The sequence below is a fragment of the Sphingopyxis panaciterrulae genome (assembly GCF_014199295.1).
GTDB classification, from domain to species: Bacteria; Pseudomonadota; Alphaproteobacteria; order Sphingomonadales; family Sphingomonadaceae; genus Sphingopyxis; species Sphingopyxis panaciterrulae.
In genome coordinates this window covers 1-24,890 of the sequence record NZ_JACIJH010000015.1, presented here as the reverse complement: position 1 = coordinate 24,890, position 24,890 = coordinate 1, and the positions used below count along the sequence as shown (strand labels likewise).

Genomic DNA, 24,890 nt, shown 5'->3' with positions numbered 1-24,890 from the left:
ATCACCGAAGGAATGCGCGGGAACGAAAAAAGCCTTCCCGCGCCAGTACGGCTTGCGAACGGCCTCACCTGATGGTGGATGACAAGCCAAGGCCGGCGCTTACGGCCAAAACGAAGATTCTCTATGGGCTGGGCTCGACGGGAACCGGCATCAATTTGCGGACATCGAACGCTTTTCTGATGATCTTCTATAGCCAGGCCATAGGAGTCCCCGCTGCCGCAGTCGCCACTGTGATGATGATCGCTGCAATCTTCGATGCGCTCGTCGATCCGTTCGTCGGACAAGTATCAGACAATTTGCGAACGCGTTGGGGCCGTCGCCATCCGCTGATGTATGCCGCGGCGCTGCCGACCGCGCTCGCCTATTTCCTGATCTGGTCGCCGCCGGATTTCCTGTCACCGTCCGCACTGCCGCTCTATCTGCTCGGCTGCCTGCTCGTCCTAAGATTCTGCGATACGCTGTTCGAGCTCCCCGCCGTTTCGCTCGCCCCGGAGCTGACGTCGGATTATGCCGGCCGTACGGGTCTCATCGCGGTTCGCCGCGCCTTCGAAATGGGGGGTGGCTATCTGATGGTGCTCGCCGGCTATGAATGGTTCATGCGCGAGACCGCGAACGGCGGCGGCGGCGTTTCGAGCCCAGAGGGCTACCATATGCTGGGGCTCGTCGGCGGGCTGATGATCTTCTCCACGATTCTTGTATCGACCTATTCGACCCATCGCTTCATCCCGTTTCTGAGCAGCCCGCCGCAGCGCAAACTGGCTTTCCGGGACTTCCTCCGCGAAATGAAGCAGACGCTCGACAACAAGGCGTTCATCATCATCGCGGCTGCGGGAGCGATCTATGCGACCGGAGTCGGGGTCACCCAGTCGCTGCAAGTATATCTCAACCTCTATTTCTGGGGGCTCAGCCAAGGCCAGGTTGCACTCCTGGCCACGATCCAGATACCCGCCAGCCTGCTTGGCGTCGCGCTCGCCCCTGTGCTCGTTCGCCGCTACGGCAAGAAATTCACCGCGATATTATTTCCCGCGCTCGCCCTGACCACGACGCTGGCCTCACCAACGCTGCAACTCCTAGGCCTGCTTCCAGAGGGATCAGCGCTCTTCGCCTATCTTGCGACCGAAGCTGTCATCTCGCAGGTGATGTTCGTGATCGGTGTCGCGACGGTGCCCTCGATGGTGGCCGATGTCGTCGAGGAGAGCGAGGTGAGGACCGGCCGCCGGTCTGAAGGGCTTGTCTTTTCCGCCGACAATATGGCGCGCAAGTTCGTTTCAAGCTTCGGCGTCTTCATCGCCGGGCTAATTCTGACCTTCGTCGCCTTTCCGGTCCGCGCCCATCCTGGCCAAGTCGACGGTGACGTCCTCAATCATCTCGTTCTGATGTGGATGGGTTCGATCACCCTCTTTATCGGCGGATCGATCGTCGTGGTCTCCTTCTTCCCGATCACACGTGAGCGGCACGAGAATAATCTCAGAATCCTGGCTGAACGCGGCGCACCGCTGCCCGCGGACGACGGCGCGTTGCTACCGCCCGATGAGGACCTCTCGCCGCGGCGGATCTGAAGGACGCCGCGCGCCGGCTCAGGCGGCGGACAAGTCGACCGGAGAATCGAAGTCGGTGGCGAGCGCGGCGGGTTCACTGGTGATGACCTCGGCTTCCATTTGCGCGATCCGGGCCCGCGCTCCGCGTAGCGCACTCGCGCCAAGGAGCAGGTTGAGCGGCGGGTTTTCATCGGCGGCAAGGGCCAGGATGGCGGCTGCGAACCGGGCAGGATCCCCTGCCTGCCGTCCGTCCCGCGCCGCACGCGCAGCGCGGGTTTCCGCAAGATGGCCGTAATGGCTGTCGCCCTCCTCGGTCCGGGTCAGCGAGCGGCCTGCCCAATCGGTCCGGAACGATGCCGGTAGCACCGCGGTCACCTTGATGCCGAACGCGCCCACTTCTTTTGCGAGAACTTCCGAGAGACAGTTGAGCGCCGCCTTGCTGCTCGAATAGGCGCCGATGGCGGGTGCCGCGCCGAGGGTGGTGGCCGACGAAATATTGATGATCCGGCCGGCTCCGCGCGCCCGCATCGACGGGATGACCGCCTGGCACAGCCTCAAGGCGCCAAACAGGTTGACGTCGTACAGGCGCTGCAAATCGGAAACGGCGATCGCCTCGAGCGGCCCTTCCCGCCCATAGCCGGCATTGTTGACGAGGACCGAAACCGGCCCAAGTGTGCGCTCGATTTCCTCGATCGCATCCGGGATCGCGCCATGATCGCCGACATCCAATATGCGCGCGTGCGCGCACCCCGGCAGATTCTCGAACGACCGAGCGTCCACCTCGTTGCGCACGGTTCCCACGACGGCAAATCCCGCTTCCAGCGCCGCGATCGCCATCGATCGGCCAAGGCCCGAGCTGACGCCGGTTATCAACCAAAGTTCCGTCACTTGTCGTTCCGCCTTTCCCTATTCCAACGCCAAAATATTGGAGTTTTCATTGACATATGTCAACTTCCAGACAATCTGAAAATCCCATGATCATTGTCATCGGCATCCTCGACCTTCGTCACTGCAACCTCGACGCCGCCGGGGCCGTCGCCGCAGAGCATATGGCGAGCGTCGCCGCACAGCCCGGTTGCGCGCATTGCAGCATAGCGGTCGATTGCACCGACCCGCATCGTCTTCATCTGACCGAACGTTGGGATACGCCCGAAGCATTTCTAGCAAATGGGAAAAGTCCACGCCAGAAGGCATTTTCGGATATGATCGGCGAGCTGGGCATTACCATCGTCGACCTGCGGGCCTGGGCGGCGGACGAGTGGATCGGCCTTCTGCAATCGGCTCCCAAAGACTCGACGCGATAGCCGGGTGGCGCTGGGGCGGGGCGGGCGCCGACATGCTTCAAGCGCGGCGTCGAGCGTACCGGTTCGATGTCGGCACACCCGTCAGCGGTGCGGACCACCCCGACGCAGCCGGATAGGAAAGGCCAGATCTCCAACAAAAAACTTGACAGGTGTCAACTTCAATATAAGCTCCCATCCAAAGTCGACTTAGATTGACCAGGTGGGAGGAAAAACATGGGCAAGTCTTATCTATTATTGGGTGCGGCGGTCATCGCCCTGGCACCCGTATCGGCGTCGGCGCAGGAAACGCCGGGAAGGCCGTCACCCGCGCCGCAGACGGCCAGCGATAGCGGTGATATCGTAGTTACGGCACAGCGCCGCGAGGAACGCCTGCGCGACGTTCCGATTTCGATCACGGCCCTGTCCAGCGAAGCGCTCGAAACCAATAATATCGATTCGGCGCGCGACCTGTCGCTGGTCACGCCCGGCCTCAACTATTCGGTCCAGGGCATCTACGCGCAGCCGACGATCCGCGGTATCGGCACCCTGGTGACCACGCCGGGCGCCGACGCCAACGTCTCGCTTTACATCGACGGCGTCTACCAGCCCAACCAGGTGGGCAACGCGCTCGAATTCAACAATGTCGAGCGCATCGAGGTACTTAAGGGTCCGCAGGGCACGTTGTTCGGCCGCAATTCGACCGGCGGCGCGATCCGTATCATCACGTCCGATCCCGATCTGGTCGATGCCAGCCTGAAGGGCGGGCTGAGCTATGGCCGGTTCAACGCGGTCAAGGCGACCGTCTATGCCAGCCTACCGCTGTCGGACACGCTCGCGGTGAATGTCTCGGGACTCTATCGCCACGACGACGGCTTCGTGACCAACCTGTTCAACGGGCATAAGCTGAGCACGGTGAGTACCCGCGCTGTCCGGGGGAAAATCCTATGGCAGCCGACCGACAATCTCGAGATCGTGCTCGGCGCCAACTATGCCTACACCCGCGACAACACCGGTTACAGCTATCGTCCGCTTGGCGGCAACAACGCCTTCATCGGTCCGAACTTCGTGGTGCCGGCCAGCCGCTATGAGGTCGTTCTCAACGATGATCCTGTGTCGGGCGCCACCGTCAAAGACGCCAATCTGCGCATCAGCTGGGATGTGGGCGGCGGCACGATCAGCTCGATCACCAGCATCCAAAAGGCCCAGCCGAGCGTCTATTCGGACACCGATGGCTCGCCCGCGGGTCCGCCTGGACGCGATTACAACATCAACAACAAGACCTTTGCCGAGGATCTGAACTACACGAGCGATCTCGACGGCCCGTTCAACTGGACGATGGGGGCTTTCTTCTATGACGATAAATCGGAGCTGTTCCTCAAGAGCGGCCCGGTCGTCGTCTCGGGTTATGTCAAGACGCGCGCGGTCGCGGTTTATGGCGAAGCCAATGTCGACTTCACCGATCGCGTCCATCTGATCGCCGGGCTGCGCTACAGCGACGAACGCAAGCATGCAGTGGGGGGAACCGGCGGGCCGCCGCTGGTCGACACGACCGAAAAATGGGATGCGTTCACGCCGCGCGTTTCGCTTCGCTACGATCTGTCGAATAGCACCAACATCTATGCGTCGTTCAGCCGCGGGTTCAAGACCGGCAACTTCAACCTGCCGTCGCTGACCCCGGTCCCCGTCGATCCCGAAGAAGTGACCGCCTATGAAGTCGGCCTCAAGCGGAGCGGCGGCGGCTTCACCTTCAACATCGGCGCCTATTATTACGACTATAAAAACATCCAGGTGCAGATTGCGAACCAGGTCGGCAATGTCGCCGTCACCGTGCTGCAGAACGCCGCATCGGCCGAAATCTACGGCTTCGACTTCGATACGTCATATCAGGTCAACGACAATCTGACGCTGTTCGGCGGCCTCGCCTACAACCACGCCCGTTATGTCGATTTCACCGACGCATCGGTGTTCAATCCCATCATCATCAACGGCGAGCCGCGCGGCAATGTGCAGGTCGCCGAGGACGCCAGCGGCAACCATCTGATCCGGTCGCCCGACTTTACCTTCAACCTTGGCGGCACACTGACGATCCCGGTCGGAGGGGGCGCGATCGAGATTTCGCCGCTCGTCTCGCACAATGGTGGCTTTTACTGGGACCCGGGCGAACGGATCCGGCAGCCGGCGCATACGCTCGTCAACGGCCGCATCACCTGGCGCCCCGACGACGATCGCTACAGCATCTCGCTGTGGGGCGAAAATCTGCTCAACGAGGTCTATCTGATGCACGCGTCGCCGAGCGCGAGCGGAATCAACGGATCCTACGCGCGGCCGGTCACCTTCGGCGTGTCCCTCGACTTCAAATTATGAGCTTGTCATATGTTAAGATAAACCGGTTCGGGCCGCGGGTCGACCGGCGTCCCGCGTCGAACAACGAGGAGTAGAGCGATGCCTTATTTCTTTCACGACGATCCCGAGTTCTGGCATGTCGCGCCGCCCAGCCTGAAGCACGCCCGCGGACTGGCCGAGATCCGCGACATGAAGGCGGCGATGTTCGTGCTCGGCGAGCCCGACGATCTGGACGCCCCGCTCGCGCTCTTCGTGCGCATGCCCGAGGGTTATGTATCGCAGCGCCATAGCCACGACTGTTACCGCATGGAGTTGATGATCGAGGGCACGCACACGCGCGCCGATGGGACGGTGCTCAAGCCCGGGGACATTTCGACCAACAAGCCCGGCGAGGAATATGGACCGTTCGTTGTCGGCAAAGGCGGTTCCTATTCGCTCGAGCTGTTTTCGCGCGGCGCCGCAATGGTCCATACCAATGCGGAAAAAAGCGAGGCCGCCGCGGCCGTCGCCAAGCTGGTCGAAGCGGTCAACGATGGCACGATGACCGCCGACGAATTTCGTAGCAGCCCTGAGCTCGCGCGCTGGGGGAAGGAAGAGCTGGCGCGCGACTGGAAGGGCGAGCTCGAACGCATCGGCGCCGTGCTGCCCGCCGAATGATGCGATCGAGATCGAGATCGAGGACATAGACATGCCATATCATTTCCAGGACGACGCCGATTTCTGGGCCATAGCCCCACGCCGGTTGCGCTACGCAACGACGCTCGCCAAAGCCCAGCACCATCGGGCGGCGCTGTTCGTCCTCGGCGAGGAAGACAATCTCGACGCGCCGCTGGCGCTCGTCCTGCGCATGCCGGAAGGCTTCGTCGCACCGCGCCACAGCCATCCCTGCCATCGCCTGGAAATGGTGCTTGAGGGAACGCATATCCGCGAAGATGGCACCATTCTCGGCCCAGGCGATGTCTCCACCTCGCTCCCCGGCGAGGAATATGGTCCGTTCCTCATCGGCAAGGGCGGGTCCTTCTCGATCGAGATTTTCTCGAAGCAGTCGGCGATGACGCCGGAAAACAGCGACGAGAATCCGACGACGATCGCACTTGCGAAACTGATGGCGGCGCTCAATTCAGGCGCCATCACCCCCGAACAGGCGGCCGAGGATCCCGTGCTGCAGCAATGGGGTGCGGAAGCGATCGCGCGGAAGTGGGAACAATAGCAACGCCGGCCGCGATAGACCTATGTGCGTGCGGTCTCGATCGATTGGACGACCACATCGGCCGGCCGGACGTGGCCCATCCGCGCAAAGACCGCCAGCGAGGCATCATGCGCCGCCTCGCTCGCGGCCGATATCGCGTCGCTGACAAAAATCTGCTCGAACCCCAGTTCGAAAGCGAAGCGCGCGGTCGATTCCACACCGAAGTTGGTCGCGATGCCGGTCAGGATCAGCGTCTTGAGACCGCGGCGGCGCAGTTGCAGTTCGAGATCGGTGCCGTAGAAGGCACCCCATTGACGTTTTGTGACGACAAGGTCGCCGGCCTCCGGCGCCAGGGCCGGGACAAGATCGAAATAGTCCGCGGGGATCGAAGCCGGCATCGGCGGCCTAGGTTGATCGCACGGCGGCGCGAGCATATCGCCGCCGTCGGCGCTGATCGTCGCACGGACAAGGATCACGGTGCCGCCCGCCCGCCGCAGCGCTCGCGCGATCCGGACGCTGTTGTCGACGATCGCACCCGACGGATGCGGCTTCGTGTCCATCGCTACGATGCCGTTTTGCAGATCGACAACAACCAGTGCGGTGGTGCTGGGATCGATATCCAACAGCGTCATCAGCCTCTCCCTCTCATTATCAAGCGGCCTGCCCTCGCGCTTGACACATGTCAATATCCAACTAGCGTGACGACCAAGGTTCAATAGGACCGCAGCGATATTCCGGGAGATTGGACATGCAGGATGCGCAAGATAGCCTCCAGCCGATAGCGTCGCCCTATCCGCCGTTTCGTTACGCCGTCCTGGTCATCGCAATCCTGATGGTGGTCACGATGCTCGGGCAGCTCGACCGCAACCTGCCCTCGCTGCTCGTGGCGCCGATGCGCGAGGCGTTCGATATCACCGACACGCAGTTCAGCCTGTTCGGCGGCGCGTCTTTTTCGCTCTTCTATGCCCTTCTCGGACCGGTGTTCGGCGGGCTTGTCGACCGCAAGCACCGGCCGATGCTCCTGATCGGCGGGGTGCTCGGCTGGTCGCTGATGACCGGCCTGACCGCCTTCACCACCAGCTATTGGCAGATCCTGATTTGCCGCGCCGGGGTCGGCATCGGCGAGGCGGTGCTTGCCCCTGCCTGCTATTCGCTGATCGCCGACTATGTCGAACCCAGAAGGCGCGGCCGCGCTCTCGCCATCTATGTCATCGCGATCATGGCCGGCGGCGGCGCATCGCTGATCCTGGGCGGGGCGCTGATCGAAGCGCTGAGCGGCGCGTCGGCGCTGTTCGGCGGGATGGAGCCTTGGCGCATCGTTTTTCTCACCGTCGCGCTTCCCGGTCCGATCGCCGCCCTGCTCCTCCTCTTCGTCCGCGAGGTACCGCGTCAGGAACAGGGGCATTCAGCCGCGGTTGCGGACCCGGAGGAATTCCGCCGCTACCTCTCTGCCAATCGCGCGACCTTCGGCTTCCTTATCGCCGGCCAGGTTGCGCTCGGCCTCATCAACAATTCGATCTTCCCATGGATGCCGAGCTTTTTCGAACGTTCGCATGGCGTCGAGCCGCATAGTGCGGGGCTGGTCCTCGGATCGTTGATGATCGGCGCTGGCACGGTGGGGCTGCTCATCGGCGGCTGGCTCAGCGACCATTGGGCAAACACGGGCGCCAAAGGCGCGCGACTGCGGCCGATGTTCGTCGCTGCGGCAATCCAGATTCCGGCGCTGATCGTCTTCCCGCTCATCCCTAGCCTCACGCTAAGCTACGCCGCGATCGGCCTGCTGTTCCTCGGCACCAGCGTCACGCTTGCTGCAACGCCTTCAATGTACCAGGCGGTGACGCCGAACCGCATGCGCGGCCGGGTGGTCACCCTGTCGCTGCTCGCCAGCGGCTTGATCGGCTGGACGCTCGGGCCCAGCGCGACGGCGTTCATCACCGACTATGTCTTTCGGGACGATGCGGCTTTGCGTTATGCTATTCTCTGCGTTTCGATGCCGTCGGGGCTGCTCTTTCTTTTCTGCTCGTGGCGCGCCTTCGCGCCGTTCGTCGCCACCAACGAGTCGCTCTTCGGCGCATCGCAGGCCGACGAGGCGATATTGGACAGCGACCCGGCGGGCACGTCGCCGCTGGTCGAAGCAGCCGCGCCGGCGCGTTGACCGTCAGGCGGGATCGCGGCCCGCCGCGTCGAGCAGCGCGATATGCTCGCCGTCGAGCACAAGCTCGACCGACTGCATGAGCTCCTCGAGCTGCGCAACACTTGTCGCGCTGGCGATCGGGCCCACGACGGCCGGCTTCGCGGTGAGCCAGGCAAGCGAAATCTGCGCGGGCGAAGCGCCCGTCTCGTTCGATATGCGCTTCAGCGCGGCGAGGACAGCCAACCCGCGTGCGTCGAAGAGCGACCCCAGCCGGGCGCCCCGCGCCCGGGCTTCGGTATCGGCCAGCGACTGATATTTGCCGGTCAGGAATCCCGACGCGAGCCCCGAATGCGGAACGACGCCGATATGGTTGGCGACACAGAAATCCTGGAGAGCGCCTTCATATTCGTCACGACGGATCAGATTATAGCCAGGCTGCACGACATCGAACCGCGGGCCCGCTCCGTCCGCTGCCAGCGCGCGAGCTGACTCCAGGCGTGCTACCGAAAAGTTCGACGCACCAATCGCGCGGACCTTGCCTGCGTCGATGAGCTTTCCAAAAGCTTCAAGTACGGCTTCCTGCGGTGTGTCGAGATCGTCGCAATGCGCGTAATAAAGGTCAATGCAATCGATGCCCAAGCGGCGCAACGACGCGTCGCATCCCGCGGCGATCCGCGATGGCGCAAGACCCTTTCCTCCTTCACCCGGCATCGCCCCGACCTTGGTTGCGATCTGAATCTTCGCGCGCGCGCCCGATGCGGCGAGCCATGCGCCGAGCATCTCTTCAGACTCGCCTCCGTGATGACCCGGCGCCCAGCGCGAATAGGAATCAGCAGTATCGATGAGGGTACCGCCATTGGCTGCAAAGGCGTCCAAAATCGCAAAGCTCGCCGACCTGTCTGCGGTCCATCCGAACACATTGCCGCCGAGCACGAACGGTATGGTCTGCACGTCGGTCGCCCCGAGCCGGCGGCGAGACGCATGCGAGGGCGCAGCGCCGTCCGGCGGCGCTTCAGGCTGGATCATGTCCATGTCGAGGGCCGTCAAGAAGTGGGTGCGGCAGCGGCCGCCTTGGCCTTTTGCGCTTCGAGATGCCGGTCAGCCGCCTCCTGATCATATTCCCACACTTTTTCTGCGGGCACGCCCTGCTCGAAATCCGCTAGCGCTTTTTCGGGATCGAAATAATAGCCGAAGAGGTTCTTCTGGAACGCCGGCGACGCCATGAAGGCTTTCGATTCCTCCATCGTCGCGAAGCGGTCGACGAAAAATTCGACCCCATTGCCGTCGGGATCGGCATAATAGAGCGACAGCGTCGGGCCGTGGTTGACACTTTCGACGGGGTGATACCCGCGTGCCTTCATATGCTTGTACTGTGCCATCAGGTCGCCGAGCGTGTCATAGGCATAGGCGACATGTTTGAGCGGGTTGAAAAAGGATTCGACCTTCTCGCCCGGAAACTGGGTGAAGGCGAAGCGGTGGTGTTCCTCATCGTACGAACCGATCACCGCGCGCGGGCTCTCGGCATAGACCTCGAGATCGAAGACATAGGTGTACCAGTCGACGAGACGCTTCAGGTCAAAGGTCTGGAGCACCACATGGGCGAAGCGGGCCGGCCGGGGCATAAACATCTCTCCTGTCCAATTTTGCCGGTCAATCTATAGCGACACTTGTCACGTGTCAATTGCATGCCGCGGAGGCGTTGCGGAGCCGGGCCGTCCTTCGGCGATCGGATATGGAACGGCACCGTGTTCGCGCCGCGCGCTTGACAGGGGTGGCCAGCATTCGCTAGCCAGACTTTACACATGTAAAGATCGTACGGCGGCGCGGCCGGCGGCGAAATTGGGAGACAGCCATGAAGGAAGGGACTTTGCTCTGGACACCACCGCCCGAGCGCTTTGCCCAGTCCAATCTCGAGCGCTACCGCATGTGGCTGCATGCCGAGCAGGGCCTGTTGTTCGGCGATTATGAGGAATTGTGGCGCTGGTCGACGGCCCATCCCGACACGTTCTGGGGTGGCATCTGGCGCTATTTCGACATTCTTTCGGACACACCCTACGACCGGGTTCGCACCGGCACCGGAATGCTCGACACCCAATGGTTCGTCGGATCCCGCGTCAATTTTGCCGAACATGCGCTGCGGCACGAAAGCGTCGACCCCGACAGCGTCGTCTTTTGCCATTCAAGCGAGATCCGTCCGCTTGCGCAGATGAGCTGGGGCGAACTCGGCGGTGCGGTGCGGCGCATGGCGACGCGCCTGCGCGCCATGGGCATCGCCCCGGGCGACCGCATCGTCAGCTACATGCCCAATATCCCCGAAACCGCGATCGCGATGCTGGCGACGACCGCGATCGGCGCTGTCTGGTCGGCGGCGGCGCCCGAATTCGGCGCGCCTACCGTCATCGAACGCTTCGGCCAGATCGAGCCCAAACTGGCCTTCTTTGCCGATGGCTACAGCTTTGGCGGTAAGGCGTTCGACCGGCGCAGCGAAATCGCGGCGATTACCGACGCCCTGCCCAGCCTCGAGACGATCGTCTGGCTCGATTATGCAGGCTTCGACGCGGCGCCGCCCTCCCCTATCGCGTCGCACAGCTTTGCCGACCTGCTGGCGGGGCCGCCGATTCCGCGCGAAGATTTTCGCTACGAACGCGTCCCGCATGATCACCCCCTGTGGATCCTTTTCTCGTCGGGAACCACCGGCCTTCCCAAGGCGATCACGCATAGCCACGTCGGGATCGTCGCCGAGCATCTGAAGGTCAAGAATCTTCACATGAACCTCAGCCCCGCCAAGCGGAATTTCTTCTACACGACGACCGGCTGGATGATGTGGAATTCGGTCCTCTCGTCGATGCTCGCAGGCAGTTCGGCTGTTCTTTACGACGGCAGCCCGGTGTTCGGCGGGATCGACGCTCTGTGGCGTATCGCGTGCGACGCGCGCGCGACGGTTTTCGGCGCCAGCCCGACGCTGGTGCAAAGCATGCGCGCCGCCGGGGTCAAGCCCTCCGAGCGGTTCGACGTGTCGTCGATTGACACGATCTTCGTCGGCGGCGCGCCCGCAACGCCCGATATCTTCGCCTGGTTCTACGAGAATGTCCGCGACGATGCGTGGGTCGTCTCATCGTCCGGCGGCACCGAATTGTGCAGCGCGCTGGTCGGCGGTGTGCCGGGCAAGCCAGTGCGCGCGGGCGAAATCCAGGGGCGGCAACTGGGGATGGACGTCCATAGCTGGAGCGACGACGGCGACGAGCTGACCGGCGAGATCGGCGAACTCGTCGTCACCAGCCCCTTCCCCTCGCAGCCCATCTATTTCTGGGGCGACGAAGGGCAGAAACGCTACCACGCAAGCTATTTCGAGACCTTCCCCGATGTGTGGCGTCACGGCGACCTGATCAAATTCACCGACGACGGCGGCTGCTATATCTATGGCCGCTCGGATTCGACGCTCAACCGCTTCGGCGTCCGCATCGGCACCGCCGAAATCTATCGCGTGCTCGAAGGCGTGGCGGAAGTTTCCGACAGCCTGATCGTATGTTGCGAAATGCCGGACGGCGGCTTTTACATGCCGCTGTTCGTCAAGCTCGCGCCTGGGCACAGCCTCGACGCCGACCTGGTCAAGCGGATCAACCGCCAGTTGCGCGAACAGGCGAGCCCGCGGCACGTCCCCGACGAAATCGTCGCCGCGCCGTCGATCCCCTTCACCCTCACCGGCAAGAAGATGGAGGTTCCGGTGCGCAAGCTGCTGATGGGCCAACCCGCAAGCAAAGTGGCGAGCCGCGACGCGATGGCCGATCCCGGCGTCCTCGACTGGTACGCCGATTTTGCGAACCGGCCGGAAGTCGCGGCGCTCCGCCGCACCGCGAAAGAAGGCGCACCGGTTGCCTGATGTCGCCGTCCTGATCGGCAGCCTGCGCCAAAACTCGTTCAGCCGGCGGCTTGCCGATGCGATCGCCCGGGTTTCGGGCCCGCGGCTTACCTTTCGCATGCCCGACCTGCGGTTGCCGCTCTACGACGACGACGAATTCCGCGACGCCCCGCCAGAGAGCGTCGCGGCGATGAAGGCGTGCGTCAGCGCCGCCGACGCCATCCTGTTCGTGACCCCCGAACATAATCGTTCGATCCCCGCGGCACTCAAAAACACGATCGACTGGGGATCGCGGCCACGCGGGCAAAGCTGCTGGGCCGGAAAACCCGCTGCGATCGTCGGCGGTTCGATCGGTCTGCGCGGCGCCGCCATCGCGCAGGCGCATTTGCGCAGCATGTTGGTTTCGCTGGAATGCCGGCTCCTTGGCCAGCCCGAACTTTATATCCACTACACGCCCGACAATCTCGCCGCGCTGGAATCGCCCGGCACGGACCAGGTGCTCGCCGGTTTTGCAGCCAAGTTCGAGGCCTGGATCTTGCACCAGTCCGAACGAAGGGAAACCCGCCCATGACCCGCATTGCCCTGCTGACTGACGAGGAGGCGGCACCGGCCGCGCGCGCGATTTTCGATGAGATGACAGGCCGCGGCGCCAAGATTCCGGACCTGTACCGCCTGCTCGCCCACGCACCCGACTTGTTCGAGGCCTGGACCCGCCTCGCTTGGCCGCTTCGGAGCGCAGAGCACACCGAACGAGGGCTCCGCGAACTGCTGATCATGCGCGTCGCCATATTGACGCGCGCCGAATATGAATGGGCGCATCATTGGGGGCTCGCCGTCGCTGCCGGCGTCGACGAGCAAAAGCTTCATGCCCTGGCAGCGTGGCGCGGATCCCATCTCTTCGACGAAACCGAACGGCATGCCCTCGCCTTCGCCGATGCGCTCATCGAAGGCGGCGAGGTGCCGCCCGATATTTATGCGGCGTTGTCGGCGCATTTCGCGCCGGCACAGATGATCCACCTTGCCCTCACCATATCCTTCTATGTCTGCGTCAGCCACATGGCATCGGCGTTCGAGCTGAGCCTCGAGCCCGCCTATGCGGGCAAAACACCTCTGCCCGCCGCCGGTGTACCGTGCGCCGGCCGGTGAGCGGGCGGGATCCTCGCTCTCCGCGCTTGGCGGCTGACCGCCCGCCTGTTAGGAGCGTCCTGCAGGATAGAGGTTTGGGATACATGACGGGGCGAAAGACCGAAGCGGCAAAATCAGAGGATCTGGCTCAGTTGAACACGCGCGATCGCATTCTGGCGGTCGCACGGAGTATCGTCGATGAGAAAGGCGAAGCAGCGGCGACGATGAAAGCTGTCGCCAAGGGCGCCGGCGTTTCGCGGCAGGCCGTCTATCTCCATTTCTCCGACCGGTCGCAACTGCTGTCTGCGCTGTCGGATTATATCGACGAGAAACTCGGCATCGGCGACTGGATGGAGCAGATCGAGGCGCTCGACAGCGGCATTGCGATGCTCCGGATGCTCGCGGTAACTCGCTGCCAGCGCAGCGTCGGTCTCGTGACCCTGGTGCGTTCCGTCGAAAGCGGCCGGTTCCGTAATCAGGCCGCAAGTTCTGCTTGGTTCCGCCGCCATTGGTGGAATATCGCCTGGGTCGAACGGGTGATCGTCAGGCAGCTGCATACCGAAGGCCTGTTACATCCGAGCTGGATCATGCGCGATGCGGCGACCTTCCTCGTCACGCTGTTCGCGCTACGCAATTGGGACGATCTGACCCAGGTCGGCGGCTGGTCGACCGATCATTATATCGAGACATTGAGTGCCGTTGCGGTGGCGGCGCTCACCAGCCCGAACACATTGCCGAAGGACGATGCGGCGGGCTCGGACAAGACGGGCCGCTAGGCGTCAGTCTTATGCGGCGACAAGGTGACGGGCGATGATCATCGCCTGTATTTCCGCAGCGCCTTCGAAGATATTCAGGATACGGGCGTCGCACAGGATCCGGCTGATTTCGCTCTCGATCGCATAACCGTTGCCACCATGGATCTGCAGCGAATTGTCGGCTGCGGTCCACGCGACACGCGCGGCGAGCAGCTTGGCCATTCCGGCCTCGACATCGCAGCGCAGCCCCTTGTCCTTCTCGCGCGCGGCATGGTGCGCGAGCTCACGCGCCGCCACGATCTCGACCAGCATCATCACCAGCTTGTCGGAAATGCGGGCGAAGTCGATAAGCCGCTTGCCGAACTGGCGTCGTTCGAGCGCATATCCAAGTCCGAGCTCATACGCGCGCCAGGCGACACCGATAGCGCGCGCCGCGGTCTGAATGCGCGCGCCCTCGAAAGTTTTCATCAGCTGGCGAAAACCCTGCCCTTCCACGTCGCCGAGCAACGCGTCGGATGAAACGGAAAAATCGTCGAATGCCAGTTCATACTCGCGCATCCCCCGATAGCCGAGGACCGCAATCTCGCTGCCCGACATGCCGTCAGCGGGAAACGGCTCCGCATCGGTCCCGCGCGGCTTCTCGGCAAGGAACATGCTGAGGCCCGCGTTGCCGGGACCACCGGTGCGCGCAAGCAAGGTCATCAGGTCGCTGCGTGACGCGTGCGTGATCCAGGTTTTCGCGCCGGAAATCGACCAATGCCGGCCCTTTTGCTTCGCCTGGGTGGCGAGTCCGGCGAGATCCGAGCCGGCGCCGGGCTCGGTAAACACCGCAGTCGGCAGCACCGATCCATCGGCGATCGCGGGCAGCCAGCGTGCCCGCTGCTCGGGTGTACCGGCCAACCCGATCAGTTCGCCCGCGATTTCGCTGCGCGTGCCGAGCGAGCCGATGCCGATCCATCCGCGCGACAGCTCTTCGGTCACCACGCACATCGCCAGCTTGCCGAGGCCGATACCGCCATATTCGGGCGCGACACAAATGCCGAAGGCGCCCATCGCCCCGAGTTCGGCGATCAGGCCATCGGGGACCAGCGCGTTGTCGAGATGCCAGCGATGGGCATGAGGGGTTACGCGTTCTGCGGTGAAGCGGCGAAACTCGCGGCGGATCGCGTCAAGCTCGGCATCGCCCAGACTTTCCTCGATCTGACCGCCCGATGCGATATGAAGCGCGAGATCGCGGCGCGCCGCGGCGCTGTTGGCGGCCATGGCACTGGCGATCTCCGGCCGGCGAAACACCACCCCGGGAAGGAGACCGAAATCGCTCGGCCGCACAAACTCGTTTCCGCTCATCGGCAAGCCGCCCGCAATCTGGGCGGCATATTCGCCAAAGGCGATATCGAGGAGAAGGCGTTCGGGCTCACCCGGATTTTCGAGTCGATCGGCCCAGTCGAGCAGCGCCGCGAGCGCCTGGATGGTCGTTTCGATCCAGGCAAGTCCGTGCAGCATGCGCTGCTCGTCGTCATGACCGCCAGCGTCGAGACGCGCCCGCGCCGCGGCCCGCGCCTGGCCTGCGAATTCGCGTAGCGTCGCCAGCGTCGCACGATGGGCGCTGGCGTCCACGCCGTCGCCAGCTCCGTGCGGCGCCTCAGGCATCGTGCGTCCCGATGATCGCAACCGCCGAAACATTCTGGCTCGGCATGCCTCCCAGATTATGACTCAGCGCGAGGCTCGGCAGCGATGTCCGCTGGCGAGGCCCCGCTCTCCCGAGCAGCTGCAGGTAATTTTCGTAGATCATGCGCAGGCCTGACGCGCCGATGGGATGACCGAAGCATTTAAGCCCGCCATCGATCTGGCACGGTATCGCCCCATCGGCGTCGAAGAGGCCGTCAAGCACGTCCTTCCACCCTTGCCCTTCCCTCGAGATATGAAGATCTTCCATCGTAACCAGTTCGGTCACCGAAAAGCAGTCGTGCACTTCCATCAGGCTGATCTGCTCGCGCGGCCGCGTGATCCCGGCTTCTTCATAGGCCTTCGCGGCGGCAATTCGGGTCGTATGGAAATAGCTCCCGTTCCAGCCACCGCCTTGCTGGGCCTCCCATCCGTTCGAGGCCGAGATCTGCAGCGCCTTGACGGTCACCGGATCGCGCTTCCCGAAAGCCCGCGCGATCTCCGGGGTCGTGACAATCGCGCAGGCGGCCCCGTCGGACACGCCGCAGCAGTCGTACAGGCCCAAGGGTTCGGCGATCATCGGCGCGTTCAGCACCGTATCCATATCGATGGGCTTGCGCAGATGCGCCTTGGGGTTCTTCGCGCCATTGGCGTGGCTCTTGACCGACACATGCGCCATGGCGCGCTTGAGATCGGCCTTCCCGACCCCGTGCGCCGCGCGATAGGCGCTGGCGAGCTGGGCAAAATTGCCCGGTGCCGAACCGGTCACGCCGACCATGTCGAACGTCGTGCCGCGCGAGCGTACCGGCAAGCCGCCATAGCCTGTGTCTTTCAGCTTCTCGACGCCGAGGGCCAGCGCGATATCGGCGGCGCCCGACGCGACGGCGTAGACTGCGCCGCGAAAGGCCTCGGTTCCGCTCGCGCAATAGTTTTCAACCTTCGTCACTCCGATGTTGCGTAGCCGCAACGCGGTCGCCAGCGGAATTCCCGACGGCCCGATATTGATCGCGTCGAACGCGACCGACAGCCACGCCGCGTCGATCTCGCTCGTCTCGATTCCCGCATCGGCGATCGCCTCTTCATAAGCCTCGACCATCAGCGTCTCGGCATCGTCGGCCCAGCGTTCGCCAAAGCGTGCGCATCCCATGCCCAATATGGCGACCTTATCCTTGATACCACGCGCCATCAGCCCGCCTCCCCGGTCCGCACGGGGACCGCTTTCCAGAAATATTTGACGAACCCACGCTGCGCGTCGAACGCCTTGATACGGAACACCATCCGCATTTCGCGCCCGACTTCGACATCGTCGGCGACCACGTCGGCGAACTCGACGGTCATCCGTCCTCCGCCGTCAAAGTCGATCACGCCGTAATAGCCGGGCGGATCGGGCGAATAAGCGAGGGCGTCGGCCGTATAGGTGACCACGCGCGCGCGCCGGTCGGCCAGCGGATAATCCTCCTGCGTGTGTGCCGCAGGATTATTGGGATTGACCGAGATCTCGCTCTTGGGGAACTGGACCGTACCGGTCTGCGTGCAGCGCCCGCCAACGAGCCCAAGCACGGCCTTCCGATTGCGCCACAGGGTCGTACCGGGCTGCTTCTGGTCGAGCTCGGCGCGCATCCCGCGCTCAAGGTCGTACAGGCCGCGATGAAAGAGCCAGCGCAGATAATTCATATCCTCGACCCGGTCGGCCAGCGTCGCGGCGACGCTGCGGCGACGCTGGCCATCGGCAATCGCATCGGTGGTTTCGAAAATCAGGATATCGACGCCTTGGCCGAAACCGACGAGCAGGATGCGCTCGCCCGGCCCGGCCGCCTCGAGTGCGGACGCCAGCAGCAGGATGGGGTGCGCAGCGCCGCTATCGCCGACGCTATCCGCAAGCCGGTCGGCGACCGCTTCGGCGGAAATGCCCAGCCGCCGGGCGAGCCCTTCCGCAACACCCTTCGCCGTAATCGGCACGATGAAGCGATCAATCGCCGCGGCGTCGACGCCGATCTTCGCCAACCCGTCCGCGAGAGCCGTAGCGACCATGGCGCCATAGCCCTCGTCACGGATCCAGCGCCCCTCCCAGCCATAATCGAAATCGGCGCCGCTCTCGCGCACATGATCGACAAAATCGATGGTCACGCTATGCGCGCCGACCAGCGTCGCGATCGCTTCGCCGTCGCCCACGATGAGTGCGGCAGCGGCATCGCCGGAGGTCATTTCCGCTTCCGAACCGGGACGCGACTTGCGCATGTCGGCGGCAACAAGCAGTTGCGCGCTCGCGCCGCCGGCGGCGGCCGCCAACGCCTGGTTCAAACCAGTCGTCGCCGCGCGCCGGCTGCCCGCGAGATCGAAGGCGCCGGTCGCATCGGCCAGGTTCAAGGCCTCCTTCACGACACCTGCATTGCTGCGATCCGCGAAAGGCAAAGTCGTCGATGCCAGCGCGACCGAACCGATCGCGGCGCGGTCGAAATCGCGCAGCGACGCCCGCGCGGCCTCGACCGCCATCGTGATGCTGTCCTCGTCCCAGCCCGCGATCGCGCGCTCGCCGCGGGCCAGCCCCTTGAGCCCGCCCGCAAACCAGCCGTTCGCGGCATGGATCGCCGCGCGCTGGAGACGGCGGCGGGGAATATAGGCGCCACAGGCAAGAATCCCGATCGTCATGCAAGGGATTCCCAGCTGGAGGCCCCAGAAATATATACTCGTGTAAAGTTGATATGACTGATCGTCATTACCCGATTCCCATTGCATCATGAAATTTCTCGGTAGCTAACTTGACACGTGTATACAATGTATAGAATGGGCTTCAGGCGAAAAAGCCGGCACGCGCCGGGACCAGAACGGCAGGAGAGAGAGATGGACGAAGCCACAATGCTCCGCGACGCCGCGATGCGGCTTTTTGCTGCGAACTGCGACTGGCCAGCAGTCGAAGCCATGGGCTTGCCGCTGGCGCTCGTCAGTGAGGACCGTGGCGGATTCGGTATCGATCCTGTCGATGCGTTGGCCATCGTTCGGTTGGCAGGCGAGGCTTTGGTGCCCCTCCCGATAGGGGAAACGATGGTGGCCAATGCGGCGCGGGCGGCGGCGGGCGACGCGTTGCTAGACGGTCCCGCGAATGCGAGTGATGTGCCTCTGCTCGGCGGAGCTATCGTGCGATCGCTGCAATGCGCCGGCGCGCTGGCGCGCGTGCTCGATATGACGATCGACCATGTCAACACGCGCGAGCAGTTCGGCCGACCCTTAGCGCGGTTCCAGGCCGTGCAGCATGGCCTCGCGCAGCTCGCCAGCGAAGTCGCGGCCGCAGGCGCGGCCGCCGACCATGCCGCCGCCGCCTTCACGCGCGCTCCCGAGGAAGCAGAAGTCGCGGTCGGTGCCGCGCGCGTGCGGATCGGCGAAGCGGTCGGCATCGCCGCAAGCCTCGCACATCAAATGCACGGCGCCATCGGCTTCACTCAAGAACATGCCCTGCATCGCTACTCCACCGCGCTGTGGCGATGGCGCGACGAATATGGCGGGCACCCCTATTGGGCACGCAAGGTGGGCGCCGCGGCGATCGCGGCCGGACCAGGCGCTTTTTGGCCGATGGTGACGGCAGCATGAGCCTTCTCGACTTCCCCGCGCCGGTCGAGACCGACGCCACCAGATCACTCCGCGCCGAAGTCCGAAACTTTCTTGCAGACCAGCTTGCCGATCGCTCGCCGCTCCAGCGCGCCGAAAGCTGGAACGGGTTCGACCGCGACTTCACCCGGGCCATGGGTCAGCGCGGCTGGCTCGGCATGACCTGGCCCAAACGCTATGGCGGCCACGAACGCAGCGCGTTCGAACGCTATGTCGTGGTCGAGGAAACCCTCGCCGCGGGCGCTCCGGTCGCGGCGCATTGGTTTGCCGACCGGCAGAGCGGGCCGATGCTGCTCAAATATGGCACCGAAGCCCAAAAGTGCGAGGTCTTGCCACGAATCGCGCGCGGCGAAGCCGTGGTCTGCATCGGCATGAGCGAGCCTGGATCGGGCTCCGACCTTGCGGCTGCCCGCACCCGCGCCGTGCGCGATGGCGACATGTGGCGCGTCACCGGCACGAAATTGTGGACGACCAACGCACATCGCGCCGACTATATGGTCCTGTTCTGCCGCACGAGCGGAACGCCGGCGGATCGACAGGCAGGCATGAGCCAGCTGCTGGTCGATCTCGGGAAGACCCACGGTATCACCATTCGACCCATTATCGATCTCGACGGCAAGCATCATTTCAACGAGGTCCATTTCGAGGATGTCGCCATCCCCGCCAACGCATTGATCGGAACCGAGGGCCAGGGCTGGAGCCAGGTGATGAGCGAACTCGCCTTCGAACGCTCGGGACCTGAACGTTTCCTCTCGTCGATGCAGCTGTTGATCGAGCTCATCGGCGCGCTGCAACATGCCGACGATGACGCGAGCCTGCTTGCCGTCGGCCGGCTCACGTCGCATCTCATCGTCCTCCGGCGTCTTTCACGCGGGGTCGCCGCCTTGCTCGAGGCCGGCGAAAACCCGGGCCTGCAGGCCGCCATCGTCAAGGATCTGGGCGCCTTGTTCGAACAGTCCATCCCCGAAATCGCCCGGACGCTGGTCGATGCGGTTCCCGATGCCAGTTCGACACGCGATTTCGCCGCCGTCTTGCAGCGAACGATGTGGAACGCGCCAAGCTGGTCTCTGCGCGGCGGAACCCGCGAGATACTGCGCGGCATCATCGCCCGCGGCCTGGGGCTCCGCTAGGCCGGGAAGGCCCGTCAGCCTGAAGAAGAGGAGAAGTATCGATGACCATCATAAGCCTGCGGAAGGAAGGGCCGGTCGCGATCCTGACCCTCGATCGCCCCGAGATGATGAATGCGCTGGGCGAGCCCGGTGACGGAGACGCCGTAAGTGCGGCCTGCGCCGCGATCAACGGCGATCCCGATATCCGCTGCGCGATCCTGACCGGCGCCGGCAAGGCCTTTTCGGCTGGCGGTAATGTTAAGGCGATGGCCGACCCCGAGGCGGTCTATAATGGGTCGGTGATGGGCGCGCGCAGCCAGTATCGCGACAATATCCATCGCATGCTCCGGGCGCTGTACGGCCTTGACGTGCCGTTGATCGCCGCGGTCAACGGGCCTGCCATCGGCCTCGGCTGCGATGTGGCGTGCCTCGCCGACATTCGGCTGGCCTCTCCGAGCGCCAGATTCGGGGTGACCTTCCTGAAGCTCGGTCTGGTCCCTGGCGATGGCGGCGCCTGGGTCCTGCCGCGTGCGATCGGCATGAGCCGTGCCGCCGAACTCTTCTTCACGGGCGACGTCATCGATGCACCCACCGCCGAAAAATGGGGGTTGGTGAGCGAGGTTGCCCCCGCCGAAAAGCTGATGGAGAAGGCGCTAGCTCTCGCGATGCGTATATCGGCACAGGGTCCGCACGCCTTGCGTCTCACCAAGGCGCTCCTGCGGCAGGGACGCGACAGCGACTATTCCGCAGCACTGGAGGCCGCTGCGAATGCCCAGGTCATCGCGCATCAGACTGCCGACTTCCGGGAGGGCGCGGCGGCGCTTCTCGCCAAACGGAACGCGAACTTCACCGGGGCATGATTGGGCAGCAAGGTTTTGCGCGAGCGACCGAAGCGAGCAGCATTCTGTATGCGGACATATAATCGAGAGGTTGGAAGCGATGCAGTTCGACGTGGTGATTGTGGGCGCTGGCCATGGCGGGGCGCAGGTGGCGATCATGCTGCGGACGCAGAAGTTTGAAGGCAGCATCGCGATCATCGGCGACGAGCCCGAACTGCCCTATGAACGCCCGCCGCTGTCGAAGGAATATTTCGCGGGCGAGAAGGAATTCGAACGTATCCAGCTGCGTCCCGCCAAATATTGGAACGAGCGTGAAGTCACCATGCTGCTCGGCAAGCGCGTCGTCGCGGTCGATCCGGCGGCGCATAGCGTGACCACCGACGGTGGCGAGACGATCGGTTACGGCAAGCTCGTCTGGGCGACGGGCGGCGCTCCGCGCATGCTGCCGGTCCCCGGCTGCGACCTGCCCGGCGTGCAGGGTGTGCGCACCCGCGCCGACGCCGACGCGATGAAGGCGGCGTCCGAAACGGCGGATCAGATCGTCGTGATCGGCGGCGGCTATATCGGGCTCGAGGCCGCGGCGGTGCTGCGCAAGGCGGGCAAGAAGGTTGTCCTCCTGGAAGCGCTCGACCGTGTCCTCGCGCGCGTTGCAGGCACCGAACTGTCGCGCTTCTATGAACGGGAGCATCGCGAGCATGGCGTCGACTTGCGGCTCGGGGTGTCGGTCGAGGCGATCGAAGGGGAGAGCTATGTCACCGGCGTCCGGCTCGCCGACCGCGAAGTGATTCCCGCCGATCTCGTCATCGTCGGAATCGGTATTGTTCCCGCGGTCGAACCACTGATCGCCGCGGGGGCCGAGGGGGAGAACGGCGTACTCGTCGATGCGCTCTGCAAGACGAGCCTGCCCGACATCTATGCGATCGGCGACTGTGCGGCGCACGAGAATCATTTCGCCGACGGCATCGTGATCCGACTGGAATCGGTGCAGAATGCCAACGACCAGGCGAATACCGTGGCCAAGGGCATTGTCGGGGACGAGGCGCCCTATCATGCGATCCCGTGGTTCTGGTCGAACCAGTATGATCTGAAGCTCCAGACCGCTGGCCTGTCGACCGGGCACGATCAGACGGTCGTGCGCGGCGACATCGCGAGCCGCAGCTTCTCGATCGTCTATCTGAAGGACGCGCGGGTGATCGCGATCGACTGCGTCAACGCGACGAAGGACTATGTCCAGGGCCGGATGATCGTGACCGCGGGGCTCCGCGTGACCGCCGAAAAGCTCGCCGATACCGAAACGCCATTGAAGGCGCTGCTGTCGGATTAAATGTGTTGGAACCTGCGGTCGCGTCCTGGATTGTGGCCGGGCCCGGATCGTCAGCTATTCGCGGAGCAGCATCCAGAGCGGACATCTATCGAGTTACACAGACGTGTTCGCTCCAAGAGATGATGTCCGTTACATTCGGTCAAGAGTTCGAAGCGTCCGTTTAGGGCGCAAAGCCGCCAATGGAACCGGGATGGACTGTAGGGGAATTTGTGTCGTTGTTAGTTGTCTCCTAATGTTAATCGTTGCTACTCATTGTCATCCAAACGGCACACGAATGCAGCTAAGTACCTGAATTATTGCACTAAAATAACGGCCTCTTAATCAGCGGGTCCTAGGTTCGAGCCCTAGTGCGTCCACCATTTTCCCTTGGAATCATTGGGAAAATTACCAGCTCCTCGACACACTGAGCCCCGATCGGTCGCCGAGCGCGCCGAAAGCTTTCATCCGAGCGGTCGATGCTCGCTTAGTCGAGGGTCCGAACGAGGACTTCGTCTGGGTCCGCCGATAGACGAGCGCACTGGGCGCGTGCGCGATCGCGTGGGATGGGGTCGGCAGGCCGTTGTAATGCTGGTCGCCGACCCCGTTGATCCGAAGCTATTTCCTTTTGTCGCTGCCCTTCTTGTTCATCTGCGACACGAAATCGGGAGTCGCGGAGACAGCGGGTTTGACCTGCTTCGGTTTTCGCGCCTCGCGATTTCCCCTGCGAAGTTTCTTGCTCATCACATTCACTCTCTGCATGCGCCAGCCGCAGGTCGCCTCGTGGAGAAACGCCACCAAGCATCCGGCCGAGCGCCAAACAATGATCGGGATGCGGGCGCTCGCAAACGAGGTGACGGAACAACTCGACATCCCGGATAGGAGATCCCTGGCCGGAACCGCTCCGCGTCAGGCGGAGGGCGCCCCAGCCAGGGTATTTAGCGTGAGAGCTGAAAGGCCGTCTGAAAGACGCCGACGGGCATCGAAAAAGACATCATGACGGGATTTCCATCGGTGAGCGTGCGGAGAAAGTCAAAGCGGCGAACCCTCGCGCGAGAGGTTCGTTTGCCGCATGATCTCCGCCAGGTCCGGTTCGTCGACCAATACCGCAGCGGCGCCGCGCGATGCCCACATGCAGTTGCGCTCGCCCTGCTCGGGCCAATTATCGAGTTCGGTGTCGACGCGCAGCGGGAACAGCGTGACCGAACATAGCACGAGCCGGTCCGGCATCCATTTGATGTACCGATAGCGGCCGATCGACGCCTGGCTGATCCGACCCAATATCCCGGCCTCTTCATAGGCCTCTTCCTCGGCCGTGCGCCATCCGGGCCTGCCTTTCTTGGGCCAGCCCTTCGGAATGACCCAACGCCCCGTCTCGCGGGAAGAAATCAGCAGATATTCGAGGTCGCCCGACATGTCGCGGCGGAATGGCAACGCGCCATATTGCACGCGTTCTCGCAGACCGGACGGGTTGGGGGGCGATGGCATCTGTGCCGACAAACCGAAAAAACCTCGCGGCTGCGTTGAGCACGCGCCGCCTTGACAATGACTGGGACAAAGGAAGCGAAGCGAACGTCAGGCAGGTGACGTTCGCTCAGAATCGGCCTGGAGCACGCCTCGGCGTATCGCACGCAAGCGATGAGAAGAAAGACATGGACGGTAGGGTAGCCCAGGCCCGGTTTATGTCAACGCCTCCACCTCGCCGCGGTCGGCATGTGGGATTTTGTGGACGCTGGCGGCTTCCCCCGCCGAGAGTCGGCGGGTCCCTCCCTTGTCGAGATCGCCGAGCGTCATGCTGCCGATCGCGACCCGGACCAGACGCAGGACATGGGCGCCGCGTGCCTTCATCATCCGGCGCACCTGCCGATTGCGCCCTTCGGTCAACACCACCTCGATCCAGCTCGACCGCGGACCGGCGCGCAGCAAGCGGACGGCGGCCGCCATCAGCCGCTCCCCTTCGTCGATCACCGGCTCGGCAAACGCGGCGAGCCAGTCGGGGTCGGCGATCCGGTCGATCTTCACATGATAGGTCTTCGGTACGGCAGATGCAGGATCGAGCTGTAGCGCGACAAACTGGATGAGAAGTTGCGACGATCAGGATGAGAAGGTCTGACCGCGACGGTTCCGTTTTGGTGTGTTTGCTTGTCG

Annotated in this window: 24 protein-coding genes; 15 read left to right on the top strand and 9 right to left on the bottom strand. The window is 63.6% G+C overall.

The window, feature by feature from the left end; translation table 11 throughout:
• The first annotated feature begins 71 nt into the window (after window positions 1-71).
• Complete coding sequence (locus tag FHR21_RS17365) at window positions 72-1,559, top strand: MFS transporter (RefSeq protein ID WP_184100626.1); 1,488 nt, start codon at window positions 72-74, stop codon at window positions 1,557-1,559.
• Window positions 1,560-1,577: 18 nt separating this feature from the next.
• On the opposite strand, the gene FHR21_RS17360 is transcribed toward FHR21_RS17365, so the two are convergent.
• Entirely contained in the window at window positions 1,578-2,426 is an 849-nt protein-coding gene (locus FHR21_RS17360) for an oxidoreductase (RefSeq protein WP_184100624.1), read from the bottom strand.
• Window positions 2,427-2,512: 86 nt separating this feature from the next.
• Here FHR21_RS17360 and FHR21_RS17355 point away from each other — a divergent pair, with 86 nt between their 5' ends.
• The 4 genes from FHR21_RS17355 to FHR21_RS17340 all read left to right on the top strand — a co-directional run bounded on the left by FHR21_RS17355 (window position 2,513) and on the right by FHR21_RS17340 (window position 6,374).
• Window positions 2,513-2,842: a putative quinol monooxygenase gene (locus FHR21_RS17355; protein WP_184100622.1), complete on the top strand. Its 330-nt coding sequence runs from the start codon at window positions 2,513-2,515 to the stop codon at window positions 2,840-2,842.
• 213 nt (window positions 2,843-3,055) lie between these two features.
• Window positions 3,056-5,185: a TonB-dependent receptor gene (locus FHR21_RS17350; protein ID WP_184100620.1), complete on the top strand. Its 2,130-nt coding sequence runs from the start codon at window positions 3,056-3,058 to the stop codon at window positions 5,183-5,185.
• Window positions 5,186-5,263: 78 nt separating this feature from the next.
• Window positions 5,264-5,821: a hypothetical protein gene (locus FHR21_RS17345; RefSeq protein ID WP_184100618.1), complete on the top strand. Its 558-nt coding sequence runs from the start codon at window positions 5,264-5,266 to the stop codon at window positions 5,819-5,821.
• A gap of 31 nt (window positions 5,822-5,852) precedes the next feature.
• Window positions 5,853-6,374, top strand: a complete 522-nt coding sequence (locus FHR21_RS17340) for a cupin domain-containing protein (RefSeq protein WP_184100616.1) — start codon at window positions 5,853-5,855, stop codon at window positions 6,372-6,374.
• Between the two features lie 20 nt (window positions 6,375-6,394).
• On the opposite strand, the gene FHR21_RS17335 is transcribed toward FHR21_RS17340, so the two are convergent.
• Window positions 6,395-6,985 carry an isochorismatase family protein gene (locus FHR21_RS17335; protein WP_221235238.1) on the bottom strand — a complete coding sequence of 197 codons (591 nt, stop codon included), beginning with the start codon at window positions 6,983-6,985 and terminating at the stop codon, window positions 6,395-6,397.
• A gap of 116 nt (window positions 6,986-7,101) precedes the next feature.
• On the opposite strand from FHR21_RS17335, the gene FHR21_RS17330 reads away from it, so the two are divergent.
• Complete coding sequence (locus tag FHR21_RS17330) at window positions 7,102-8,508, top strand: MFS transporter (RefSeq protein WP_184100614.1); 1,407 nt, start codon at window positions 7,102-7,104, stop codon at window positions 8,506-8,508.
• 3 nt (window positions 8,509-8,511) lie between these two features.
• Here the strand turns inward: FHR21_RS17330 and FHR21_RS17325 are convergent, their stop codons facing one another.
• Window positions 8,512-9,519: an aldo/keto reductase gene (locus FHR21_RS17325; RefSeq protein WP_246427302.1), complete on the bottom strand. Its 1,008-nt coding sequence runs from the start codon at window positions 9,517-9,519 to the stop codon at window positions 8,512-8,514.
• Window positions 9,520-9,530: 11 nt separating this feature from the next.
• A complete protein-coding gene (locus tag FHR21_RS17320) occupies window positions 9,531-10,109 on the bottom strand; it encodes a VOC family protein (RefSeq protein WP_184100612.1) in 579 nt (192 codons plus the stop codon).
• Between the two features lie 230 nt (window positions 10,110-10,339).
• On the opposite strand from FHR21_RS17320, the gene FHR21_RS17315 reads away from it, so the two are divergent.
• The 4 genes from FHR21_RS17315 (at window position 10,340) to FHR21_RS17300 (ending at window position 14,247) form a co-directional block, all read left to right on the top strand.
• Complete coding sequence (locus tag FHR21_RS17315; RefSeq protein WP_184100610.1) at window positions 10,340-12,367, top strand: acetoacetate--CoA ligase; 2,028 nt, start codon at window positions 10,340-10,342, stop codon at window positions 12,365-12,367.
• Window positions 12,303-12,917, top strand: a complete 615-nt coding sequence (locus FHR21_RS17310; RefSeq protein ID WP_338113202.1) for an NADPH-dependent FMN reductase — start codon at window positions 12,303-12,305, stop codon at window positions 12,915-12,917. Before FHR21_RS17315 ends, FHR21_RS17310 begins: the two co-directional genes overlap by 65 nt.
• Window positions 12,914-13,492 (top strand): carboxymuconolactone decarboxylase family protein, encoded by a 579-nt coding sequence (locus FHR21_RS17305; RefSeq protein WP_184100607.1) that lies wholly within the window; start codon window positions 12,914-12,916, stop codon window positions 13,490-13,492. Before FHR21_RS17310 ends, FHR21_RS17305 begins: the two co-directional genes overlap by 4 nt.
• Window positions 13,493-13,575: 83 nt before the next feature.
• Window positions 13,576-14,247 (top strand): TetR/AcrR family transcriptional regulator, encoded by a 672-nt coding sequence (locus FHR21_RS17300; RefSeq protein WP_184100605.1) that lies wholly within the window; start codon window positions 13,576-13,578, stop codon window positions 14,245-14,247.
• 9 nt (window positions 14,248-14,256) lie between these two features.
• Here FHR21_RS17300 and FHR21_RS17295 read toward each other — a convergent pair whose 3' ends face one another.
• Window positions 14,257-15,522, bottom strand: a complete 1,266-nt coding sequence (locus tag FHR21_RS17295; RefSeq protein ID WP_338113201.1) for an acyl-CoA dehydrogenase family protein — start codon at window positions 15,520-15,522, stop codon at window positions 14,257-14,259.
• On the opposite strand from FHR21_RS17295, the gene FHR21_RS21225 reads away from it, so the two are divergent.
• Window positions 15,445-15,807: a hypothetical protein gene (locus FHR21_RS21225; RefSeq protein ID WP_338113200.1), complete on the top strand. Its 363-nt coding sequence runs from the start codon at window positions 15,445-15,447 to the stop codon at window positions 15,805-15,807. The genes FHR21_RS17295 and FHR21_RS21225 overlap by 78 nt on opposite strands.
• 61 nt (window positions 15,808-15,868) lie before the next feature.
• Here the strand turns inward: FHR21_RS21225 and FHR21_RS17290 are convergent, their stop codons facing one another.
• Both FHR21_RS17290 and FHR21_RS17285 read right to left on the bottom strand, forming a co-directional pair.
• Entirely contained in the window at window positions 15,869-17,077 is a 1,209-nt protein-coding gene (locus FHR21_RS17290; RefSeq protein WP_184100601.1) for an acetyl-CoA acetyltransferase, read from the bottom strand.
• On the bottom strand, window positions 17,077-18,540 hold the full coding sequence (locus FHR21_RS17285) for an OB-fold domain-containing protein (RefSeq protein ID WP_184100599.1): 1,464 nt from the start codon (window positions 18,538-18,540) through the stop codon (window positions 17,077-17,079). The genes FHR21_RS17290 and FHR21_RS17285 overlap by 1 nt, the downstream gene beginning before the upstream one ends.
• Before the next feature lie 192 nt (window positions 18,541-18,732).
• Here FHR21_RS17285 and FHR21_RS17280 point away from each other — a divergent pair, with 192 nt between their 5' ends.
• The 4 genes from FHR21_RS17280 (at window position 18,733) to FHR21_RS17265 (ending at window position 22,766) form a co-directional block, all read left to right on the top strand.
• Window positions 18,733-19,476 carry an acyl-CoA dehydrogenase family protein gene (locus FHR21_RS17280; protein WP_184100597.1) on the top strand — a complete coding sequence of 248 codons (744 nt, stop codon included), beginning with the start codon at window positions 18,733-18,735 and terminating at the stop codon, window positions 19,474-19,476.
• Complete coding sequence (locus FHR21_RS17275) at window positions 19,473-20,624, top strand: acyl-CoA dehydrogenase family protein (RefSeq protein ID WP_184100595.1); 1,152 nt, start codon at window positions 19,473-19,475, stop codon at window positions 20,622-20,624. Before FHR21_RS17280 ends, FHR21_RS17275 begins: the two co-directional genes overlap by 4 nt.
• Before the next feature lie 41 nt (window positions 20,625-20,665).
• Entirely contained in the window at window positions 20,666-21,463 is a 798-nt protein-coding gene (locus FHR21_RS17270; protein ID WP_184100593.1) for a crotonase/enoyl-CoA hydratase family protein, read from the top strand.
• Window positions 21,464-21,542: 79 nt separating this feature from the next.
• Window positions 21,543-22,766, top strand: a complete 1,224-nt coding sequence (locus FHR21_RS17265; RefSeq protein ID WP_184100591.1) for an NAD(P)/FAD-dependent oxidoreductase — start codon at window positions 21,543-21,545, stop codon at window positions 22,764-22,766.
• 1,008 nt (window positions 22,767-23,774) lie between these two features.
• Here the strand turns inward: FHR21_RS17265 and FHR21_RS17260 are convergent.
• Together FHR21_RS17260 and FHR21_RS17255 are read right to left on the bottom strand one after the other, a co-directional pair.
• The gene (locus FHR21_RS17260) at window positions 23,775-24,158 is read right to left on the bottom strand and encodes an NUDIX hydrolase (RefSeq protein WP_221235237.1); all 384 of its coding nucleotides are present in this window, start codon (window positions 24,156-24,158) and stop codon (window positions 23,775-23,777) included.
• 264 nt (window positions 24,159-24,422) lie between these two features.
• Window positions 24,423-24,764 carry a pseudouridine synthase domain-containing protein gene (locus tag FHR21_RS17255; RefSeq protein ID WP_184100586.1) on the bottom strand — a complete coding sequence of 114 codons (342 nt, stop codon included), beginning with the start codon at window positions 24,762-24,764 and terminating at the stop codon, window positions 24,423-24,425.
• Window positions 24,765-24,890 lie beyond the last annotated feature (126 nt).

Excerpts from the sequence above, each read along its gene's own strand:
- FHR21_RS17365 (WP_184100626.1), top strand. The coding sequence starts at position 72 with ATGGTGGATGACAAGCCAAGGCCGGCGCTTACGGCCAAAACGAAGATT.
- FHR21_RS17355 (WP_184100622.1), top strand. The coding sequence starts at position 2,513 with ATGATCATTGTCATCGGCATCCTCGACCTTCGTCACTGCAACCTCGAC.
- FHR21_RS17350 (WP_184100620.1), top strand. The coding sequence starts at position 3,056 with ATGGGCAAGTCTTATCTATTATTGGGTGCGGCGGTCATCGCCCTGGCA.
- FHR21_RS17345 (WP_184100618.1), top strand. The coding sequence starts at position 5,264 with ATGCCTTATTTCTTTCACGACGATCCCGAGTTCTGGCATGTCGCGCCG.
- FHR21_RS17340 (WP_184100616.1), top strand. The coding sequence starts at position 5,853 with ATGCCATATCATTTCCAGGACGACGCCGATTTCTGGGCCATAGCCCCA.
- FHR21_RS17335 (WP_221235238.1), bottom strand. The coding sequence starts at position 6,985 with ATGACGCTGTTGGATATCGATCCCAGCACCACCGCACTGGTTGTTGTC.
- FHR21_RS17330 (WP_184100614.1), top strand. The coding sequence starts at position 7,102 with ATGCAGGATGCGCAAGATAGCCTCCAGCCGATAGCGTCGCCCTATCCG.
- FHR21_RS17325 (WP_246427302.1), bottom strand. The coding sequence starts at position 9,519 with ATGGACATGATCCAGCCTGAAGCGCCGCCGGACGGCGCTGCGCCCTCG.
- FHR21_RS17320 (WP_184100612.1), bottom strand. The coding sequence starts at position 10,109 with ATGCCCCGGCCGGCCCGCTTCGCCCATGTGGTGCTCCAGACCTTTGAC.
- FHR21_RS17315 (WP_184100610.1), top strand. The coding sequence starts at position 10,340 with ATGAAGGAAGGGACTTTGCTCTGGACACCACCGCCCGAGCGCTTTGCC.
- FHR21_RS17305 (WP_184100607.1), top strand. The coding sequence starts at position 12,914 with ATGACCCGCATTGCCCTGCTGACTGACGAGGAGGCGGCACCGGCCGCG.
- FHR21_RS17300 (WP_184100605.1), top strand. The coding sequence starts at position 13,576 with ATGACGGGGCGAAAGACCGAAGCGGCAAAATCAGAGGATCTGGCTCAG.
- FHR21_RS21225 (WP_338113200.1), top strand. The coding sequence starts at position 15,445 with ATGAAGCGCGAGATCGCGGCGCGCCGCGGCGCTGTTGGCGGCCATGGC.
- FHR21_RS17290 (WP_184100601.1), bottom strand. The coding sequence starts at position 17,077 with ATGGCGCGTGGTATCAAGGATAAGGTCGCCATATTGGGCATGGGATGC.
- FHR21_RS17285 (WP_184100599.1), bottom strand. The coding sequence starts at position 18,540 with ATGACGATCGGGATTCTTGCCTGTGGCGCCTATATTCCCCGCCGCCGT.
- FHR21_RS17280 (WP_184100597.1), top strand. The coding sequence starts at position 18,733 with ATGGACGAAGCCACAATGCTCCGCGACGCCGCGATGCGGCTTTTTGCT.
- FHR21_RS17275 (WP_184100595.1), top strand. The coding sequence starts at position 19,473 with ATGAGCCTTCTCGACTTCCCCGCGCCGGTCGAGACCGACGCCACCAGA.
- FHR21_RS17270 (WP_184100593.1), top strand. The coding sequence starts at position 20,666 with ATGACCATCATAAGCCTGCGGAAGGAAGGGCCGGTCGCGATCCTGACC.
- FHR21_RS17265 (WP_184100591.1), top strand. The coding sequence starts at position 21,543 with ATGCAGTTCGACGTGGTGATTGTGGGCGCTGGCCATGGCGGGGCGCAG.
- FHR21_RS17260 (WP_221235237.1), bottom strand. The coding sequence starts at position 24,158 with ATGTCGGGCGACCTCGAATATCTGCTGATTTCTTCCCGCGAGACGGGG.